The sequence below is a fragment of the Paenibacillus sp. CFBP13512 genome (assembly GCF_005233705.1).
Classification (GTDB): Bacteria; Bacillota; Bacilli; order Paenibacillales; family Paenibacillaceae; genus Saccharibacillus; species Saccharibacillus nuruki.
Genome location: NZ_QGAD01000005.1, coordinates 290323 through 310823, shown reverse-complemented (window position 1 = coordinate 310823; position 20501 = coordinate 290323). Strand labels below are relative to the sequence as shown.

At 38.9% G+C, this 20501-nt stretch carries 18 protein-coding genes; 3 read left to right on the top strand and 15 right to left on the bottom strand.

Features of this window, described 5'->3' with window-relative positions; all coding sequences use genetic code 11:
* Positions 1–77: 77 nt before the first annotated feature.
* The 12 genes from PaeCFBP13512_RS10125 to PaeCFBP13512_RS10070 form a co-directional block, all read right to left on the bottom strand.
* On the bottom strand, positions 78–1079 hold the full coding sequence (locus tag PaeCFBP13512_RS10125) for an aldose 1-epimerase (RefSeq protein WP_137222834.1): 1002 nt from the start codon (positions 1077–1079) through the stop codon (positions 78–80).
* 179 nt (positions 1080–1258) lie between these two features.
* Complete coding sequence (locus PaeCFBP13512_RS10120; RefSeq protein ID WP_069325895.1) at positions 1259–2266, bottom strand: Gfo/Idh/MocA family protein; 1008 nt, start codon at positions 2264–2266, stop codon at positions 1259–1261.
* 91 nt (positions 2267–2357) lie between these two features.
* A complete protein-coding gene (locus tag PaeCFBP13512_RS10115; protein WP_069325894.1) occupies positions 2358–2720 on the bottom strand; it encodes a helix-turn-helix transcriptional regulator in 363 nt (120 codons plus the stop codon).
* Between the two features lie 480 nt (positions 2721–3200).
* The gene (locus PaeCFBP13512_RS10110) at positions 3201–6377 is read right to left on the bottom strand and encodes a bifunctional cytochrome P450/NADPH--P450 reductase (protein WP_137222832.1); all 3177 of its coding nucleotides are present in this window, start codon (positions 6375–6377) and stop codon (positions 3201–3203) included.
* Positions 6378–6389: 12 nt separating this feature from the next.
* A complete protein-coding gene (locus PaeCFBP13512_RS10105; RefSeq protein WP_137222830.1) occupies positions 6390–6968 on the bottom strand; it encodes a TetR/AcrR family transcriptional regulator in 579 nt (192 codons plus the stop codon).
* A 242-nt stretch (positions 6969–7210) separates the two neighbouring features.
* On the bottom strand, positions 7211–8371 hold the full coding sequence (locus PaeCFBP13512_RS10100) for an acyltransferase (RefSeq protein ID WP_137222828.1): 1161 nt from the start codon (positions 8369–8371) through the stop codon (positions 7211–7213).
* A gap of 46 nt (positions 8372–8417) precedes the next feature.
* Positions 8418–8627 (bottom strand): hypothetical protein, encoded by a 210-nt coding sequence (locus PaeCFBP13512_RS10095; RefSeq protein WP_069325890.1) that lies wholly within the window; start codon positions 8625–8627, stop codon positions 8418–8420.
* A 230-nt stretch (positions 8628–8857) separates the two neighbouring features.
* Positions 8858–9541: a general stress protein gene (locus tag PaeCFBP13512_RS10090; protein WP_137222826.1), complete on the bottom strand. Its 684-nt coding sequence runs from the start codon at positions 9539–9541 to the stop codon at positions 8858–8860.
* 147 nt (positions 9542–9688) lie between these two features.
* Positions 9689–12235: an ATP-dependent helicase HrpB gene (hrpB, locus tag PaeCFBP13512_RS10085; RefSeq protein WP_137222824.1), complete on the bottom strand. Its 2547-nt coding sequence runs from the start codon at positions 12233–12235 to the stop codon at positions 9689–9691.
* A 104-nt stretch (positions 12236–12339) separates the two neighbouring features.
* The gene (locus tag PaeCFBP13512_RS10080) at positions 12340–12705 is read right to left on the bottom strand and encodes a DnaJ family domain-containing protein (RefSeq protein WP_137222822.1); all 366 of its coding nucleotides are present in this window, start codon (positions 12703–12705) and stop codon (positions 12340–12342) included.
* Positions 12706–12861: 156 nt separating this feature from the next.
* The gene (locus tag PaeCFBP13512_RS10075; protein ID WP_137222932.1) at positions 12862–13668 is read right to left on the bottom strand and encodes an SDR family oxidoreductase; all 807 of its coding nucleotides are present in this window, start codon (positions 13666–13668) and stop codon (positions 12862–12864) included.
* A 177-nt stretch (positions 13669–13845) separates the two neighbouring features.
* A complete protein-coding gene (locus PaeCFBP13512_RS10070; RefSeq protein WP_069325887.1) occupies positions 13846–14679 on the bottom strand; it encodes a hypothetical protein in 834 nt (277 codons plus the stop codon).
* Between the two features lie 378 nt (positions 14680–15057).
* On the opposite strand from PaeCFBP13512_RS10070, the gene PaeCFBP13512_RS10065 reads away from it, so the two are divergent.
* The gene (locus PaeCFBP13512_RS10065) at positions 15058–15297 is read left to right on the top strand and encodes a hypothetical protein (RefSeq protein WP_069325886.1); all 240 of its coding nucleotides are present in this window, start codon (positions 15058–15060) and stop codon (positions 15295–15297) included.
* Positions 15298–15653: 356 nt separating this feature from the next.
* The gene (locus PaeCFBP13512_RS10060) at positions 15654–16007 is read left to right on the top strand and encodes a winged helix-turn-helix transcriptional regulator (RefSeq protein WP_069325885.1); all 354 of its coding nucleotides are present in this window, start codon (positions 15654–15656) and stop codon (positions 16005–16007) included.
* A 171-nt stretch (positions 16008–16178) separates the two neighbouring features.
* On the opposite strand, the gene PaeCFBP13512_RS23370 is transcribed toward PaeCFBP13512_RS10060, so the two are convergent.
* The 3 genes from PaeCFBP13512_RS23370 to PaeCFBP13512_RS10050 all read right to left on the bottom strand — a co-directional run bounded on the left by PaeCFBP13512_RS23370 (position 16179) and on the right by PaeCFBP13512_RS10050 (position 19129).
* Positions 16179–16322, bottom strand: a complete 144-nt coding sequence (locus PaeCFBP13512_RS23370) for a hypothetical protein (RefSeq protein WP_175425102.1) — start codon at positions 16320–16322, stop codon at positions 16179–16181.
* Between the two features lie 269 nt (positions 16323–16591).
* Entirely contained in the window at positions 16592–18064 is a 1473-nt protein-coding gene (locus tag PaeCFBP13512_RS10055) for an aldehyde dehydrogenase family protein (protein ID WP_137222820.1), read from the bottom strand.
* 255 nt (positions 18065–18319) lie between these two features.
* The gene (locus PaeCFBP13512_RS10050; protein WP_069325883.1) at positions 18320–19129 is read right to left on the bottom strand and encodes a class I SAM-dependent methyltransferase; all 810 of its coding nucleotides are present in this window, start codon (positions 19127–19129) and stop codon (positions 18320–18322) included.
* 148 nt (positions 19130–19277) lie between these two features.
* On the opposite strand from PaeCFBP13512_RS10050, the gene PaeCFBP13512_RS10045 reads away from it, so the two are divergent.
* Positions 19278–20501: an MDR family MFS transporter gene (locus tag PaeCFBP13512_RS10045; protein WP_137222818.1), complete on the top strand. Its 1224-nt coding sequence runs from the start codon at positions 19278–19280 to the stop codon at positions 20499–20501.

The following is a 20501-nucleotide window of genomic DNA, read 5'->3' as shown; positions in this document are numbered from 1 at the left end:
ACGATAGCGTTTTTGGATATTTCTTTATTGTTGAGCATTTTTTTATTCTTTAAGCGACAAAGAATTGTAGTATTATCTTAACTCTCGATGGTGTACAAACGGGAACTTTCTTCCCAAATTTCGCCTTGCTCCAGACGGAATAGTCCTTTTTCATCATCTGGAAGATCCACATTAGGTGCATTGACTAGATTGGTCTGTGGCTCAGGGCAAATAAATTCGCCGCATGCGATATTGTTCCAGATCATCCAATGCTTATAAGCCGTTCCAACATCATAGACTAATTTCACACCTAGACGAGTATCTGTGATTTCTGTAAAGTTACGTCCACGTTGTGGTACAGCTGTATAATGGTTATCTGCTTCTTCGCCTGAGGGATTCGCTCCATCATTTTGGAATTGTTCTTCCCACGCTGATAACGGTTGGAATTCACCTGTCGGTAACATACGCTCTGTCATTTGATAACGCTCACCGATCGTTGCTTTGAAAGACATATCTTCTGACTTACTATCCGGTGCAAACGGAGCATTTAATGCAGTATGGAAAGCAAGCATAACTGGCATATCTTCTGCACCATCATTACGAATTTGAATTTGTTGCAACAACCCTTCTGCCGACAATGTATATTTTAATTTCACTGTAAACAAATGCGGGAAATATTTATATACTTCATGATGCTCATCGACACTTACACTAAGTAAGACTGAACTTGATTGTGCATTAGCTTCATATACATCCACATTCCAAGGAATCGTATGCAGAAATCCATGTAAATGATTATGCGTTTCAACTTCATTAATCGGGAATGTGTACGTTTTACCATTCCATGTAAATGTTCCATCTTCATAACGATTCGGTGGAAAAAGAACGGGAATCCCATTTACACCTGGATTTGCTCGAAAAGCATCCATTTCGTTTTCTTTTGGTTCACGTAAAAAGCGATATCCTTTTTCATTATCACGATAAGCAATCAGATTCGCTCCTATTGCTGGCAATACAATCGCTTCTTGCCCTGCATAAGTAAGTACAATAGCAGGTTCTCCTTGATAAGATTGTTCGGAAGCGCTAGTAAGATTAGACATGAACAAATTCCCCTTTTCTTATAGTAGGATAGAATATCAGATATTCACTTCGCAAAAATCATTTTTGATTTTACTAGATGATGTCGCGTTTTTACTGCCAAACGCTTACGTAAGATATTTTGCTTTGCAAAAATCATTTTTGGTTTTACTAGAAGATGTCGCATTTTTACTGCCAAACGCTAGACAAGGCGGATTTTTTCTCCGCGTTTGGCGGATTCTAGACATGCGGCGATGACTTTGGTATTGCGGATTGCATCTTCCGGGCTATAAGGTAATGGAGTTCCATCAATTACAGCTGCGGCAAAAGCATCGACTTGAAGAGCAAAGTGATTAGCCACTTGTACATTTTCTCCGCGCTTGCCTTCATCAGTATAGATGACGACTTGAGGCTCATCTTCACTGTCATTGCGTCCAAAAGCATATGGTAATTTAATACGCCCTTTGGTACCTACAATTTCTAGAGCACAGCTCGGATATGCCCACATTCCACATTCAAAGGTTAATGAAGCCGAACCTGGAAATTCAATCAGACCGGATGCCATCATATCGACATGATCATGTTTAGAAGAAAAGAATCCTTGTACGGTTACAGCTACAGGTTCAGACCCGAAATACATACGTGCAGCAGATACAGGATAGACACCCAGATCATATAATGAGCCGCCACCCATTTCACGGCGATATCTTACGTTATCAATATCTTCTGCATTGTTAGATGTAAATCGTCCATGCATCGAACGAATGGTACCAATCTCGCCGGATTCAATAATATCTCTGACACGTGCATGCTTCGGATGGTAACGATACATAAATCCTTCGGCAAATAACACCCCTGATCTACGACATACGTCCACCATTTCAGCCGCTTCTTGCGCATCCAGTGCCGCAGGCTTTTCACATAATACATGTTTGCCAGCTTCTGCTGATTTGATCGTCCATTCTTTGTGCAAATGATTCGGCAATGGAATATACACGGCATCAATATCAGGATCAGCTAATAACTCTTCATAGCTACCATAGGCTCTTGGAATATTGCACTGTTCGGCTACTACTTGCGCCAGTTCTAACGAACGACTCGCAATCGCCAATGTTTCATTACGTAACGATTCATGAATAGAAGGGATGACGGCGCTTACAGCAATCCCTGCGGTGCTCATAATGCCCCACTTTAATTTACGTTCAGTCATGATTGTATTCCTTCCCTTCGTTTTAAATTAAATGATTTTAACTTTCCGGCAAGGAGTTTAACTCATTTCTACACTATATACCCATTTGTAGTTATTTGTAATTGTCTGTGGCGGCTTTGGTGAGCATTCCGATACATCGGTCCAGATCGACCTTCACTTGTTTCTTATACAGATTCGCTTTCTCATGCCCATCATCTGTAAAATGATAAATAACAATCTCCTGAAAATCGACTTTGGGATCATTACCCTTTAATTGCTTCGTCCGATAAAGTACACCATCATGCACCAATTCGTGCAAAGCTCGATAAATTTCGCTCTGTGGAGGAGAATAACCAAACGACTCAAATCGTGCTTTCATCTCTTCAAGCATCTCATATCCATATCCGTGATGTTCTTCAACCATAGAAATCAGATACAATTTGATAAAGGCTCGTTGTGCAATCATAAACGCCATTTTCTCGTCCCCCTTCTGCATACTGGTGTGTGACCCGTTATCCAAAGGGTTATCCCATCAGAACATCTGTCCATGTTCTATTATATGAAATTTTCACTGGTTTGAAAAGTTAAGCAGTCTTTAATGACATAACTAGAGATCGTGGTGTTGGAATATAGCCATTGATACGTGATTTTCGGTTTTCTATTATGAATTTTTCATATTTTGAAATAATTATTATATATTTCTGTACTCATATACGTTCTGTTTAAATGAGTTGCTCATTTCCGGCTATCCCTCGTCGGTTCTAGCCATTTTGTGATGGTTATATCCTTCTATTAACTGTTTCGAATTTTTCATGTCATTAAATTTAATAATGAATAAAGAAAAACACCTTCAAATATTCAATCCAGCTCAATTATAAAAGAACTGAATAAAATCTTGAAGGTGTTCTGTTTGAAGGTAGTTTAACGATTATTTTGAGATTCTTGGTTCTACTTTTTAGATCCCTGTCCATACATCTTTAGCATATTGACCTTTGCTGAGTAAGTCGTCTAGCCATTGTACGGATTGTTCTTCACTTGCTCCATGTACTTCTTGATACGCTTCTCGTAAAGTTTGCTCTACATCTGGAGCCATCTTCGTTCCATCTCCACAGATATAGAAATGAGCACCTTGATCTATCAGTTCGATTAGCATAGGAGCATCTTTCTTCATTTGATGTTGAACATATACTTTGACTTCTTCTTTTTCACGAGAAAAAGCAGTATGCAATGTCACAATTCCTTTATGTGCATATTGTTCTAATTCTTCACGATACAAAAAGTCGTGTTCTGGATGACGGCAACCAAAGTATAGATGAGCTTGTCCCAGTGCTTTGCCTTCTTGTTGTAATACTTCTCTGGCTTGTAAAAAACCGCGGAAAGGAGCTACACCTGTACCCGGTCCTACCATAATCATTGGTGTTGCTGGATCGTCAGGTAATTGGAAGCCTGATTGCGGTCTACGAATAAACATAACGATAGATGAACCGATGGCTTGTTCCGCAAGATAATTAGAAGCAATACCACGATATTCTCCTTTGCCACTACGCGCAGCTCCACGTACAACACTTACCGTAATACTGATTCGATCGGAATGAACTTTAGGCGAACTTGAGATTGAATAGTAACGTGGTTTGAGTGGTGGCAATAATTCCAAGAAACGGTCGAATGGAATTTCGCAAGCTTCATATTGTTCGATTAGATCCAGCATAGTGATTCGTTTAGCGAGTACTTCTGTTTTGTATTTTTCTTCATCTAATAATGCTTCTAGTTCTTTACGATGTGGTGGACATACAGTATAAGCAGCCACTTCTCGAATCTGTGCACGTGTAGCAGCATCTTGTAATTCGACGCTGTGTCCTAATAAGTCAGGCAAGCTTACTGGACGTTCTAATGGCAAATGAGCCGCACTGCGTCCACTACCTTTAAGCAATAGATGATCTGATAATTTCAAATGAAAACGATCGGTCACTCGCTTAATCAGACTGGCTGGATTCTGTGGCAATATGCCTAAATGATCACCTTCACGATAGGATGCTTCGGCAGGCAAAGACACTTCAATATGTCGTGTGCTACGACCGCTATCATGATGTTGCAATTCACGATTGTCTAGAATCTCGGAATGGAACGCATCATAGGTCTCAGCGAGTGGTGTACCTACCATCCCACTAACAAAACTAACCGATAGATTGCTGTGTTCTTTCTTGTCACCACCCGCATAATTAAGATCGAATGCTCCCATCAATTGCGGCCATAATTGCTCTTTCCAATCATCTAATTGCTTTTCAAAATCATCACTTGCATCGCCTTCACCTTGCTCATAAAGACGCTGTGCTCCCAGTTCAGTCAATCGTTGATCTACCCAATGAGGTATTTTCTGATAGGTGCTTGCCCAGTTATGATCTCCGCAACCGAATACAGCATATTTCACACCTTGTAATGCGCTTGCTTCAGCTCCTTGCAACCAGTCCACAAAGTACTTCGCATTATCTGGCGGATTGCCATTATACGAAGCCGTAACGATTAGTACAGCACCTTCGGTTGGTAGTTTGGCTGCGTATTGATCCAGTGTTCCGACTTCACTATGGAAACCAAGATAATGACCGGTTTCTGCTAGTTCACGTGCAATCCCTTCAGCTGTGCCTAGATTAGAACCGTACAATACCAATAATGGGGTATTATGACCTGCTAATTTGGGATCAGCTTCGATTTTTTGCGCTTTTTCTTGCTCTTGCTGACTTTCTTCCATAACAGCGACAGCTGTTGGATTTTTGCGTACTTTCACTTTCATTGTAAAATTGTCCGGTTTGAGGGTTAGCGTTTCTTTGATTTTGAGCTGATAATCGGTATGATCAATAATCTCAAAATGTTTCAACACCATTCCTAATACTAATGTCGCTTCATGCAAAGCAAACTGTTGACCGATACAGGCACGTTGCCCATTACCAAACGGTTTGTACGCATGATGAGGAACTTTACTATCATCTTCAAATCGTTCAGGACGGAATTCTTCTACATCTTCACCCCATGCTTCAGTATCCCGATGCAACTTAGGAATCAATACACTGACCGCATCACCTTTATTCAAATGATATTGACCATCCAAAACCGTATCTTCTTTGGCATATAGTGAAAAGGCAGGCGCTGTTGGCCACAGACGCAATGCTTCATTTAAGATCATTCGTATATAATCTAACTGTCTGACTTGCTTATACGATGGCAATGGATCCACTAATACACGATCTACTTCTTCATATGCCTTTTGCAGTTTGTCTTTATTTTTAAGCAAATAATATATCGCAAATGATAGCAATCCACTGGTTGTCTCATGTCCAGCAATAAGGAAGGTAATCATCTGATAGCGAATATTTTCATCATCTAATGTCTCGCCCGTCTCAGGGTCTTTGCCGTTAAGCATATGAGATAACAGATCGTCCTTGCCTTCGGTCAATCCTTCGCGGCGTTCAGCAATAATTTTATCAACAGTAGAGAACATATGCTCAATATCATGCTTGTACTGGCGTTTTTTCGTAATCATTAATTTATCTTGAATACCTAGTCGTTGCAATTGACTCATCGCTTCATCTAATGCACGAGTCATACTTACGATAAATGGATGAGGTTGATCACGATAGAAGCTATTAAAGCGATAATTAAAACCACATAATCCAATCGTATCCAGTGTCAGGCGGGTCATATCTTCAGGTACATTTACACTTTCGTCTGGATTCAATCGTGCCCATTTCTGAACTAATTGAGTAGCAATATCGACCATCATCTTCTGATACCCTTGCATCGCTCGCTGGCTAAAGCTTGGCAACAAAATATGGTGCGCTTTTTTCCAATTGGGTTCATGCGTCCAACTTGTAAATAATCCATCGCCTGTAAATGGACGGACATTTTGCAGAGGTGCCCATACATTTTTATCAAATCGAGATTCGTCACATGCTTCCTGTACTAATTTGTGTCCGGAAAGGTAAACTTGCTCTCTTCCGGGCAACTCCATTCGAAAAATCGGTCCATATTGATAAGATAACTTTACAATCGATTGCAACGGAGCTTCAGCATCGATCAAGGGTAAATTACCGAGTAAGCCTACTTTTTTCGGTTGTGGAATATCTGTATAGGTGGTCATTATGATTCCTCCTTATTTCTTCTGCTCTATCGCGTTCCAGCAACATTCTTCCACTTGCTCTATCAATTCTGCGGACAGTATTACACCGCCCAGACGTACTGCATTATACAATTCTTTGAAAGCACCAAATACGATCGCTATTAATACAGGTGATGCCAATGGACGAATCATCTGTTGCTCAATGCCATAATCACAAAAGGCATAAAGTCCATGTTGTAACTGTTCAAATAATTGTTTGTTAGCATCTGTCAAATACCATCCTTGTGCATGTGTGACAATAAAGTGCAGATGATTGATATCTTGTTTGGCGAAGTGTTCCATGCCATAAAATAAACGCCTGAACTGTGTGCGTACATCTTCACCATTTTGATACAATTGACCTACTGTCGCTTCTGTGAGTGATAACGTCCCTTGCTCAAATAATACATTTACCAGTGCTTCTTTATTTTCAAAATAACGATAAATCGTGCCTGCTCCTACTTTGGCGGCTTCGGCAATAACCGGTACTGTCGTACCATCGAATCCACGATCAGCAAATAATTGAAGTGCAGCCGATAAGATTAAATCTTGCTTGTGAAGTGTTGCTTCCATCGTATTCACTCCTTTCTATCCTGTGTGGTCTAGCTCTATTTTGCTCTACATTCATCAGCTAATCTTTGAGTGATATCAGCGGAATGAATATTCATTCCGTAAATACACTATAAACTTCTTAACCATTTGATTTCAACTTTGACACTCTTTAGCCTTATACATTCTATTCTTTTAAGGATAACAAATAAGAACTTAAAAAAGCAGACATCGGTTGTAATCGGATGTCTGCTTCTTTTGATTTACTATAATTTAACTGGATTCTTTTTACGTAATGACATGCCTGTTAGCCAGTGTCCGTAAGGAATATGTGAGATCACATAAGTAACGAATACCGATAATACGAGCGTAATTATCCATACGATGATCATTCTTACTGTAATATTCATTCCTGCTAATAATGACTCTTCTATGATATAACTTATTCTTAACATCAAAGCATGTGCCAAATAACCACCATATGAATATCGACTTAGTGTAATCCATAATTGTCGATGATACGTACCACCACTAGATAGGATACTCAAAGCTATAATATAGATCAGCAATAAAAATGCAATCAGGAACAGTCCCATGGCAGGTTGTAATAAAGTTAATGCGATAAACCGTCTACCAAATGGAGCTTCTGGAGGAAAATGCCCTAAGACCAGCCCTGTATAATACACCGCAAACAACCCGCATATCACTATCACAGGAAATTTCACCCGTTTTAGGATATCCAGGAACACATTGATATGTAGTCCAGCTAAAGCACCTAATAAAAAATAAAACAAATAATAGATCACATTACGATCAGCATAGGTTGTAAAATATGCACTAAGAATCGGAATATTTAACATGGTGGCTGTATCGGTAATATAAGGTCTTGCAAATAAAATAAGTTCATATCCTACAACTAACCCGATCATCAATATCCATGCACGATGACGTTGTCCATTAATCCATGCTATCGTTTTTCTTACACCTATACGTAGCGGCGGAAATAACAGATACATCGGAATAATCATCACAATATACCATAAGTGATAACTTGATTTACCTGTGAGCCAGAAGCGAATCATGGTCGTGATCCATTCCCACGGTGGATTATTGTAAATACCTAACATAAACGAATAAATAACTGACCATAACAGATAAGGCACAATAATGTCTTTAAATCGTTTGCGAACAAACGATACATAATTGATTTTGCCTTCATAGTTATAAAAAAGCACCAGCCCTGTGATGAAAATAAAGGCCGGTACTGCAAATTTGGCCGCTAATAGCAATAAAGTAAGCCGAGCCCCATCCTCCATTTTCAATTCTGGGACTACAGAAAAATGAGCAATCGAATGCTGAAGCACGACAGCGGCAAAAGCCATACCACGCAAAATCTCGATTTCTCTTAATCTAGGTTTTTTTGTCATAATGTTACTCCTGAGGGAATATTCAATAGTTCTTCATAAGTCGGTCTTATGAAGTCAAACGTGATCCACAACCCCAGCTTGCAGTGTTAGACATTGTTGGTGTTGGCATGCGTTGTGATTCATTTCTAGGCGATGGTGATGGTGCACCTGGAAGACGAAGTTCGTTACGTAACTTGTTGATCCATTTACGACGATTTCTTTTTTTGTCCTTTGCAGAACCAGATGTGGGCTGAGTCAGTTTATCCTGTACGTCCATGATTATAACCTCCTCATTGATAAAGTAAAGGGAACATAATACATACCCTTTCACTGTCAGTATACCTCTTCTAGCGATAATCTAACAGGGCATTTATAACCTAATGCACGTTTTTTTGGCAATTACTGTAGCGAATCTAGTAGAATAATGACGAAAAGCCTATCTCTGGCAGAAAATCTGACCAAAGATAAGCTTTTGAATGTTTCTTTATATGATTTAGGAAAAATCAATTATACGCCGTAACCGCCATTAGAATATGAAGTCAATTTGTTGTCTGATCCTTGACTATCATCGTTAAGACTGTCTTTATCTATTTCTTTGTGAACTTTAGACGCATTCGGATCTTCTTCTGTACGTCCCACCGGTTGATCTTGCTTTGTTGTAGACTGGTCTAGCGTAGCTTGACGGTCTGCTTGTGTACGATAACGAGTCTCATTCAATGTACGGTTATTACGGAATACACCGTATACATTGTCATAACGGTCATCATCTTCTACAAGTACAAGAATTTTACCATTATTCACATAACCTTCGTATTCAGTAGCTTCCTCTTCCGGTATACCCATACCGATCAGTCCGCCCAACAATCCACCTGCTCCAGCACCTACAGCTGCACCAGTAATCGTCGCTGCAATCGGTCCTGCTGCTAGAATTGGGCCAATACCCGGTATAGCTAGCGCACCAAGACCTGCTAACAAGCCTGCTGTTCCGCCAAGTACTCCGCCTGTAGTCGCTCCTGTTGCTACACCTTCTGGTGCTTTGGTATCTGTTTCTTCTGTAATATTACGTAATTCTTCACGGTCTTTGGTAATTACAGAAATTTCATCTGTAGAAAATCCTTGACCTTTTAATTGTTCAATTGCATTAGAAGCTTCTTGTTCTGTATTAAATACACCTACGATTTTCTTATCCATTGTTGTTACCTCCCGAGTATTAACCTTTTATCACCTAATTTGGTATCAGGTTGCATGTGAAGTTATTACCCTTGAAGGCATATTTTCAATCGGAATCACAAAAAAAGTGTTGACAAAATCATATTTCTGTAGTTAGACACTTAGCATTTAAGATTGACGTGGTTTAACACGATGTGTAGGTTCAGCTGTTAGCGGATTTTCAGGCCAATAATGCTTGGGATATCTGCCTTTCAAATCTTTTTTGATTTCAAAATAGGCTTCTTGCCAAAAGCTATTCAAATCGTTCGTGACCTGCACCGGTCGCCCTGCTGGAGATAATAAATGGATCGTCAGCGGAGTATTGTAACCTATAGTCGGTGTAGTGAGACAACCAAATAACTCTTGTAATCGTACAGCGATAAATGGACGCAATGGATCATGATAGTTAACCGGAATTCGTGATCCGCTAGGAACGTCAATATGTGTAGGTGCCAATCGCTCTATCGCTTGACGTTGTTCCCATGATAACTGCTGAGTTAGCAACTCTGTGATATTTACCTTACGCAATTCACTAAATCGACGGATTCCTTCTATATAAGGGAGTAACCATTGATTCATGTCTGCTAATAATGTCTGATCATCCATAGCAGGATAATCGGCTTGAAGATGATGCATAAAAGATATTCGCTCTCTCCACTGCACAGCTGTTTTGGTCCAGTTCAAGCTATCCAATCCTTTGCGTCGTATAGCTTCTATCATTGCCTGCTGAATCTTTTCTGCTGAAGGCTTAGGATCAGGCACCGATTGCAAAGTAATAGATCCCAGACAAGTATCAATACTTGCAGATATCCTTTCGCTCTCTTCATCGTAGTGAACTTGAGAGACCAATTGAATATGAGCTTGATGGACTTCCCTAATGTGTGCTTCACTTATAACTGCGGCTAATCTAATCATACTATCTGTGCCTGTACCATCTAATTCGGCGGCGACAAGATAAGAAGCAGTTGCTAAATATTCAGAATGAGCCAGCTTCTTATTCCATACAGCTCCTCTCCCCATACGTAATAGAAAGGTACCATTCCCACGATTTTTGGCTATTCGGTCAGGATAAGCAAGTGATAATAACAGCCCTGTATGGAATTTAGAAGAAAGATGTTCTAATGGAGCATCCTTGATATCCACTTCAACTAAACGTGCTTGCTTCTCAAATCGTTGGCTCCATTCACGAATACGTTTGATTGCCGCCTGATCTACTGTATACGATGTATTGCCATGAAGAGCTTGTACACGATGTTCTATATCTGCACCTGCTTCATGAAATGACAATATATCGCGTTCTTGTAACAAAGCGGCTAGATCACACGCTTGTTGAACCAGACCTAAAGGAATAGCTTTTACAATCATATGAGCAAGACGAGGATGAACCCGAAGCTTAGTTAATTCACGTCCATGCGCTGTTATACATTTCTGATCGTCCAGAGCTTCCAGATGGATCAATAATTGACAAGCTTGCTCATAAGCGGCTTTCGGTGGCTGATCCAACCAGTTCAATTCATTCACATCTGTTCCCCAGAGTGTAATTTGCAACGCCGTCGAAGCCAGATCACTTTGCATGATTTCCGGTAAACGGGTAGGCGATAAATACAATTGTTCTTCTTCACTCCACATGCGATAACATATGCCAGCATTTTGTCGTCCTGCTCGGCCTCGGCGTTGATCTGCACTATCTTGAGATACACGTTCTGTTGCCAAATGTTGCATCCCTGTCCGAGCGGAAAAGACAGGCGTACGCATCAGACCGCTATCAATAACAATATGGATTCCATTTATTGTAATACTGGATTCTGCTAACGATGTGGATAATACGACTTTACGTGTATGTTCTATAGAAGGAGCAAGCACTTGATCCTGTTCTGATGCGCTCATACCACCATGTAAAATGACTATTTCTGCCTTACTACCCATCAGATGAATTAAAGATGCACATTCTCGATATACTGATCGAATCTCACGTATACCTGGCAAAAAGACCAGTACATTTCCTTCATGTTGCTGTAATGCTTCTTGGATAGTCGAAGATACTTTTTTGGCCCAATCAGAATATGGACGTTGATACATATTAAAAATCGACTCGCCTGCCACATAATAAGTTTCTACAGGATATGTTCGTCCTGCACTCGAAAGTATAGGAGCATTCCCTAATAAAGCAGCAACAGGATGTGGATTCATCGTAGCAGACATAACGACTATCCTTAGATCTTCACGCAAAATAGACCTACTCTCTATCGCCAGAGCAAGCCCCAGATCAGCATGCAGATTCCGTTCATGAAATTCATCAAAAATAATCAAACCTACTTGTTCTAATGAAGGATCATGCTGGATCATTGCTGTCAAAATACCTTCAGTCACCACTTCGATCACTGTATGCTTACTTACTTTGCTATCCAAAGCTACTCGATAACCAACCGTTTGACCGACTTGCTCTCCTAAGGAAGCCGCCATAAAGCGTGCCGCAGCAATCGCAGCTACACGGCGAGGTTCTAGCATAATAATGCGCTTATGTTCTAGCCATTTTTCATGGCGTAAAGCAAGTGGAATACGCGTTGTTTTACCCGCTCCCGGTTCCGCTGTTAATACGGCCATTCCTTGTTGCTCTAAATATAATTTTAAGTCCGGAATCAACGCATCTACTGGTAAATTCAATAATTCAGTCAAATCATAATTCCTTTCTGTAAACGTCTGATTATCTATATAAACGCTATCTAATAAAATGAGAATTAAATATTCAAGCGAACCTTTTTCAATCACATATTACTATTCTAAGTGAATTTACGACGAATTTGATGTTCATATCGTTGATAAGAAGCATTATCATACAATCCTCTTTGAGCTGTAATCATCTGTAAACGCAATGTTTTCTCATCTAATCTACGATGTAAAGCTTGTCGTTCACCTGCATGCTGACAAGCTGCGATCAGATCGGTTAAGGTTAACATCTCTTGTCGCAATTGTAACTCTTCTGGAATGACACCTGCATTTTTCATCAATTTATAAGCGGCACGTAATTCTTCAGGCACATGAGATAAATCTTCCAATTCCAGTGGATTTCCTTTTCCCGGAAGATCATCGAATTCTCCTTGTTGTATCGCTTCATTAATCTTCTGTTCAGCTAACCAAGATAACATATGGTTGTCACCTCTTTGATTATTATCTATATCTATTACAGTAATCATTTCAATAGCCTCATAATATAACAAAAGAAGCTCCTATAACAGAGCTTCTTGGTCATTATTTGTGATATACATGATTATTAATTATCTATTTAGAGAGTCAGCAACAGATTAACACAACAACGATTCTGCGCCATCAATCGTAATCTGCGCTCCTGTGATATGAGCCGCTTCTGGAGAAGATAAGAAGGTAACCAGATCTGCTACATTATCTGCTGAACCCGATTGCCCTGCCAAAGGTTGACGACCATTCGGGAATTCGATAGGAATAGCAATATTGCGTACCAGTTCATTCACTTCTGTACTTTGATCAATGTTCGTTGAGATTGCTCCCGGACAGATTACATTGACACGAACTTTGAATTGAGCCAGTTCAAGAGCAGCCATTTTAGCAAAAGCGACTTGACCTGCTTTGGAAGTACTATAAGCTGACATACCAAAGCTTGCAAATGTGGTATTACCATTAATCGAACTAGTAATCACAATACTTCCGCCTCCATGCTCTTTTAAGAAAGGAAGCGCATACTTGATCGTCAGAAAAGTACCGCCTAGATTGGTATTGATCGTACGTTGCCAGTCTTCGAATCCGATCTCATCAATAGGAGCAAGTACTCCGTTAATCCCTGCATTAGCAAAAACAATATCCAGACCACTAAAATGTTCTGCTCCTGCCTGAATTGCATGTTTCACTTGTTCTTCATTTGCAATATCCATCTCAAAAGCCAATGCTGCATCAGGACGAATCGCATTTGCTTCTGCTTCTGTTTCACGTATACGTTCAAGCGATAGATCACATAAGATCACATTCGCTCCCTCAGCTACGAATTTAAGAGCAGTCGCTTTACCAATGCCAGAACCTGCTCCGGTCACCAACGCTGTTTTACCTGCAAAGCGATGTATATTAATTGTAGATTCCATCATTTACTCCACTCCTTTTAAATAAAATATGTATACACAAGTATTGCACCCTCGTGCTTCAACAATTTACCCAATATAGGTAGTGATGGAATCACTTTTTCATATTTTTTTAACAATTTTAACAATAAAAAACCGAACAGATATCATCTGTCCGGCTCATAGGATCTACTTATACAATTATACAGGATCAGGTTGTTGTACCCAATCAAGCAACATACGACGTAACTGCTTTTTATCAACAGGCACAGCGATCACCCAATCTTCATGATCTTGATTGCTCATACGAACAATCCAATTGGTATTCTGATCAGCCAATAACACTGCGCCTTGACGTTGCCAACTATCTTCTTCCCATTGAGAAAATTGAATCTCAGCACGAAGACTATAATTATGAAGCACTTTTGCAAAAATACGTGAACCTTCAGAATCTCCGGTCATTTCAGTTAATTCTGAAATCATCTTTTCTAATTGAATAGGTTCACCATCACGAAAATACTGATCAAACCATTGCCGCGAAAATGTTAATGCAGGCATTTCACCTATTTTGTTATTACTTAATTTCATTCGTTTTAACAATAATGTGCATGCTTTATTAAGACTTCCTAATTCAGTTAACGTATAGCTTCCCGGTAAAGTAGGTGTTTGCTTAATATCAACTACCGTTTCATGCGTAAAATAGCTATGTCCTTCACGGACTTTACTATTAGCATCTGTAGCACAAAAGTAACGTATACAGCATCCACGCTTATAGGTGCCGATAAACTTCCCTTGTAAATATGCATCTGGTGGAAGTGACGCTAATTCATTATTATCTTCTATAATCAAGCATCCTTTTTGTAATAAAGATGTACTTGCTTGCTTCCATATATCAGCCAGTTCTTCAGCAGTACTATGGTGGAATGGATTGTCTATACCCATGATCTGATCGAATCCAAGTATGCCGCCTAAAAAGAACAATTCTTTGTCTGTCAACGTCATCATTAGTTCTTTGGAAGAATTTAAAGTTAACATGTGGACTATCTTCTCCCTTCCATACCGGCATGTGAGCTTTTATAACTATATAAAGGGCGACTATTTACGAAAATAATAGAATACAGGTTCTTAGTACCTATTCAAATGTAGCACTATAGGCTTAATTTTGTCAATTGTTTCCCGAAATATATTCCATTTTTAACCATAAATGATTATTATAAGTAATAAGTAATGTAGGTTTATTGAACATTATGTGTCTTGCTTTAAAATTCATGCTAATGTTTTAGGTGAAAATCATGTAATTTTAAGTTTTCTTTAAGGAAAGGTGATTACAATAAAGTCAAGTTAGTCGAGAGGCTAAACCTACACAATCTTTTGAATTCAAATTACTTATAAAAATAAACGAGGTGATTAATAGTGAAAACGACAATTCTTTTAGAGAACAAGATGGTTCCGGTTTACTTTAACGCCGAGAATACACAACCAATGTCCAAGCTGTTAAGACTATTACGCAGAACGATTGAACACAAAGTTGTAAATGGTAAAAAAATGATTAAAACATGTCTAGATACAGTGATCAGTATCGAAGTTGTGGGTTCTGAAGCGATTTTGCACACTTATCGTGAAAGCGATACTTTAGCTTTATCTCTATACTAAACAAAATGAATCTCCATGCACTTCTATAGACATTACGCTGGGCCTGAAAACGGAACATTTCCGTTTGGCCCTTTCTGTCTGAGCTTTCTTAGTCATTACATAAAATAGTGTATTCTTGTCATTTAGCCGGTGTTACATACCGATCTTTGCGGATCTATATGTAATACCGGCTTTTTGTGAACAATTCGATCATTTTAAATAAAAATGCAGGTAAATCAATTGCACACCAATTAACTTTAAGTAATCTAGTGTACTTTTAAAAGAAATATCTTAAAAGTTATTAAATTACTGAAGTGATAGTCTGTATCAAATGTATATTATGTGATATAATAGGTTTATTAAAAGAGGTGATATAGATGGATACATCAATGCTTTGTCCTCGATTCGAAAAGGGGATGCAGATTTTAAGTAAACGTTGGAATGGCTTAATTATTTATCAACTGATGGGTGGTCCTCAACGCTTTTGCTCTATTCAATCATCACTCCCGGTAAGCGGTCGTCTTTTGTCCGAACGCCTGAAGGATCTAGAGCATGAAGGAATGGTTGTCCGCCATGTATACCCTGAGACTCCGGTACGGATTGAATATGAATTAACTCAAAAAGGATTAGCATTAGAATCTGTTATACGCGGTATTCAGGACTGGTCTCAATCATGGGTAGAGCCAGAAGCAATGGTTTTAGAAGCCGAGTATTCTCAAACAGCTAAATAACACAACCATTATAACTATAAAAAAACATCCGGCTCCTTTAAGGAGAACGGATGTTTTTTTGTGAACTTTAAGCATCTACTATATACATCATTAACTCTCATGATTATCTAGACAATCAAAAGAATAATGATGAGAATGTCTCATTAAAGTGATTGATAATCTAAAATCATTTTAGCTAATATATTGATGTTTTCTAACGGCTTCTTGCTTTTCTGCACTCCGGATACGGATAACAAATAAGCGCAATAAATTGGTACGAGTATGCTCATTGGCTTCACGGCTTAATTTATGGAGTATAAAACGATCTATTGACATACCTGCTCAACTCCTTCTCGATTCACCAGAAGCTTCGTTACCAATATACAGTCCATAATAAGATTATGGTAAATCTTCCGGTAAGAATTAATAACCGCATTTCAGATCTTTCAAACCCCTTTTTGATCTTTTTGCTAGGAAATATATCTATGATTTAACATATATGATCATGCAAAAACGACCTTATCATCCATACGCAGGAATGATAAAGCCGTTTAGGTTGAACAGATCTATGATTGCATTATAGAATACTTGTTGAGTCGATTGATTCAAATATTAGGAAATTCACGGTATTCATGTTGAATACTAATCCAACGTGTACGTGTAAATTTCTCAATCGCCCAATCGCCGCCGAAACGTCCCAAACCGGATGATTTTTCGCCACCGAACATCACATGTGCTTCATCATTTACAGATTGATCATTCACATGCACCATGCCACTTTCTACTTCTTGAGCGACACGATAACCACGTTCGATATTCGATGTAAATACAGATCCACTCAGACCATATTCACTACGATTAACGATTTCAATCGCATCTGCTTCATTTTGGGCACGAATCAATAAAGCAACAGGTCCGAACAATTCATGTTGTGCTGCTGAATTGTCAGGAGACACTTCACTTAATACAGTTGGCTCAAGCACGCTCCCTTTGCTTTTACCACCATACAGTAATTTAGCGCCTTCTTTTTGCGCTTGTTCGATAACTTCTAATAGACGATCTACTTCTTTTTCATGAATTAAAGGCCCAACTAACGTTTTCTCATCAGCAGGGTTACCGAATTTGAGACCTTTGACTGTATTCGTAAATTTCTCTACAAAAGTATCATAGATTGAATCATCAATCACAATACGATTAAGTGCCATACAGATCTGTCCTTGATGGAAAAACTTACCGTATACAGCGGCTTCGACAGCTTTATCAATGTCCGCATCATCCAATACAATCATTGCATTGTCGCCGCCTAACTCTAGCGCTACATCTTTCAAATGTTCGCCTGCTAATTTACCGATCCCACGCCCTACTTCTGTTGAACCTGTAAATGAAATCAATTTAGGAATCGGGTGTTTGACAAAAGCATCGCCTATTTCGCTACCGCTACCACTGACAACACTAAGGACTCCTTTAGGTAATCCTGCTTTTTCAAAAATATTAGCGATCAATAATCCTGCTGTGATCGGTGTATCTGAAGCAGGCTTGATCACTACTCCATTACCTACAGCAAGTGCTGGAGCGACAGAACGCATACATAGATGTAAAGGGAAATTCCACGGCCCAATTACACCGATTACACCCTTAGCTTCACGAACAACACGGTTTTCTTTGCCCGGGATATCTGAACCGATCAATTCCCCTTTCATTCGATAAGGGAACGAAGACGATTCTTCCAAAATACGTACTGTCGTCATCCATTCACGTTCTGCTTTGAGACGGGTACTACCTGATTCAGCAATCAACAGATCTACGATTTCTTCTTTACGTTCATTCATTTGCATCATCGCTTCACGCATGACTTTAGCACGTACAGCAAGAGGCGTTTTAGACCATTTCTTACCTTCTGTTTGCGCTGTTTTGTACGCTTTATCTAGATCATTCTCATCCGAAGAACGCCATTCTACTAATGTTTCACCTGTATAAGGATTTTTATTTTGCATCATTTTGTCAGAAGAACCTTCTACCCATTCTCCAGCTATAAATTGCTTGTTCCAATGTGTATATTTCGATTGTACTAGTGTCATAATAATATCCTCCTTAGGATAGCCTTAATAATGAATAGGCATATATAAATATCGAATAATAACAATTAGTTAGTATATTACTATTATTTCAATTGCTTCTCGTATACTTTACCCTTGTCTTTGGTGAAACAAACATTTAGAACAAATTTATATATCATTATTGGTATATAAAAAAGCCAGAACCTTTAAGGTCACTGGCTTTTGAAATGTATTTATTTATAATATCTATTTTACAATTTTAAGATATATATACTTTTAACTTTTACGTCCTACAATCAATCCATGCGTACTTAATCCTAAAATACTACGCTCCCGGCATGTCTGAAAATGATAGTTGATCCATGTGTTATATGTATCTTTATCCATCACATCTATCGAACCATCTATAGTATGCGTTATTCCATCTGCTCCTGCATGATCGACAATCTCAGCCTGAGCAGACAGCAAATCTTGCTCCATCTGTTCTGGTGATGTGACATACAAGTCTGTCCAGAAGCTATCTTCTTCACCATCGTAAAATACACCTTCTTGCAATACTTTCTCTATAACAGAAGGACGCATATAACCTTGTTCTTTCACTGCTAACATAGGTGCAATCGAGTATTTATTAATATAAGCCACAATAAGTATTCCACCCAAGCGGAGTACTCGCATACTTTCAGACAGACAAGATGCACGATCTTCAGCTGAGGTCAGATGATAATAAGGACCTAGACAAAGTACCATATCAAACGATTGGTCTGCATAATTAGATAAATGAATAGCATTACCGATTTCTGCTTGTACAGATAATACTTGCTTAGATTGCACGATTTTGGCTTGAATTTGCTCAATATGTTTAGGTGTAATATCGATAGCTGTTACAGAGTGCCCTTGAGCTGCATAATGAAGGGCATATACACCACTTCCTGCTCCGCTGTCTAAGATCGCAGATGCTGGAGGTAACTGAGATAACCATGTATCTATCATATGTAGAGTCGTTAGATATTCAACTGCTCGAGATGGACGTTCGAATCTTGAATCTTCATTATAAGATTGATAAAACTGAGACACTGCATCGGTCATGTCTATTCCTCCTTTGTCGATTTCATACCATTATATGACAATCCATTCCGAAAGATAAGTATAGAATAGTAAGTGATCTTGACAGCCTTTTATAAGGGTGAGAAAATAATTTTTTGTATCATCTATAAGAAAGGAGTACCTCTATTCTATGAAAAACTCTTTATTATCGTTACGTCATATTCACCCTTTAGCATGGACAATCATTATAGGAACGTTATTTGGAAGAATGGCGACTTCGATGAGTATTCCTTTTTTATCGATTTATCTTACCCAGTCTTTGGGAGCGACACCTACACAAACAGGGATTACAGTAGCTGTCAGTTCATTAGTAGGGGTATTTGCTAGCTTTTATGGAGGTTATATCTCAGATCGGATCGGGCGTAAAAAAGTAATGATTTTATCAATTACAGGGTGGAGTATTGTATTTTTTGCTTTTGCTGCTTCCAATCAAATCTGGATGTTTTTTATAGTAAATACGCTAAATGGGCTTTGTCGTTCTTTATTCGAGCCTACTTCTAGAGCACTGTTATCAGAAGTGACTCCACAAGAGCAAAAATTGCTAGTATTTAATATGCGCTATACAGCGGTTAATGTAGGCGTTGTTTTCGGCCCATTGCTAGGATTATGGTTAAGTCGTGATGGATCAAGCAGTGCTTTTATAATGGCAGGGTGTATCTATGTACTTTATACGATTATTCTTAGTTTTCAATTTGGTAAACATCCTGTGCATAGCAAATCCTCAGTAACGAATGAACAACGGATTACGTTAAAAGAAGCATTACGCATTATTTCTCAAGATCGAGTCTTTTTATACATATTGATCGGCACCACATTCTGTGTACTGGGTTATGGACATCTTAATTCAACTTTACCGCAATATTTAGCATTGGTTCCTCATTTACAAAATGGTACAACATGGTTTGCTTATATGTTAACACTCAATGCTATTACTGTACTGGTTGTACAATATCCATTAGTAAAATGGGCTTCACGCTTTGCGCCTGTTGTTTCTTTGATTGTGGGCAATGTGTTTGTAGCGACAAGCTTACTTCTATATGGATTAGCAAGTACTGGTGTAGCCTTTATGTTAATTACCGTTATTTTCACAATCGGTGAAGTATTGTTATTTACGATGATGGATATGTTAATAGATCGTATTGCCAAGCCAGAATGGAAAGGAACGTATTTTGGAACGATTGGATTTAATAATCTGGGTAGTGTCTGCGCCCCTATACTCGGAGGTTTTTTACTTGATGCTAGAGGCGCAGCACACAGTGTCCAGATATTTGTACCGTTAGCATTGACTTGTGCGCTTGGTCTACCATTTCTGATTGCAGCTTATCGTCGTATGAATAAATCTAGTCATATTTGA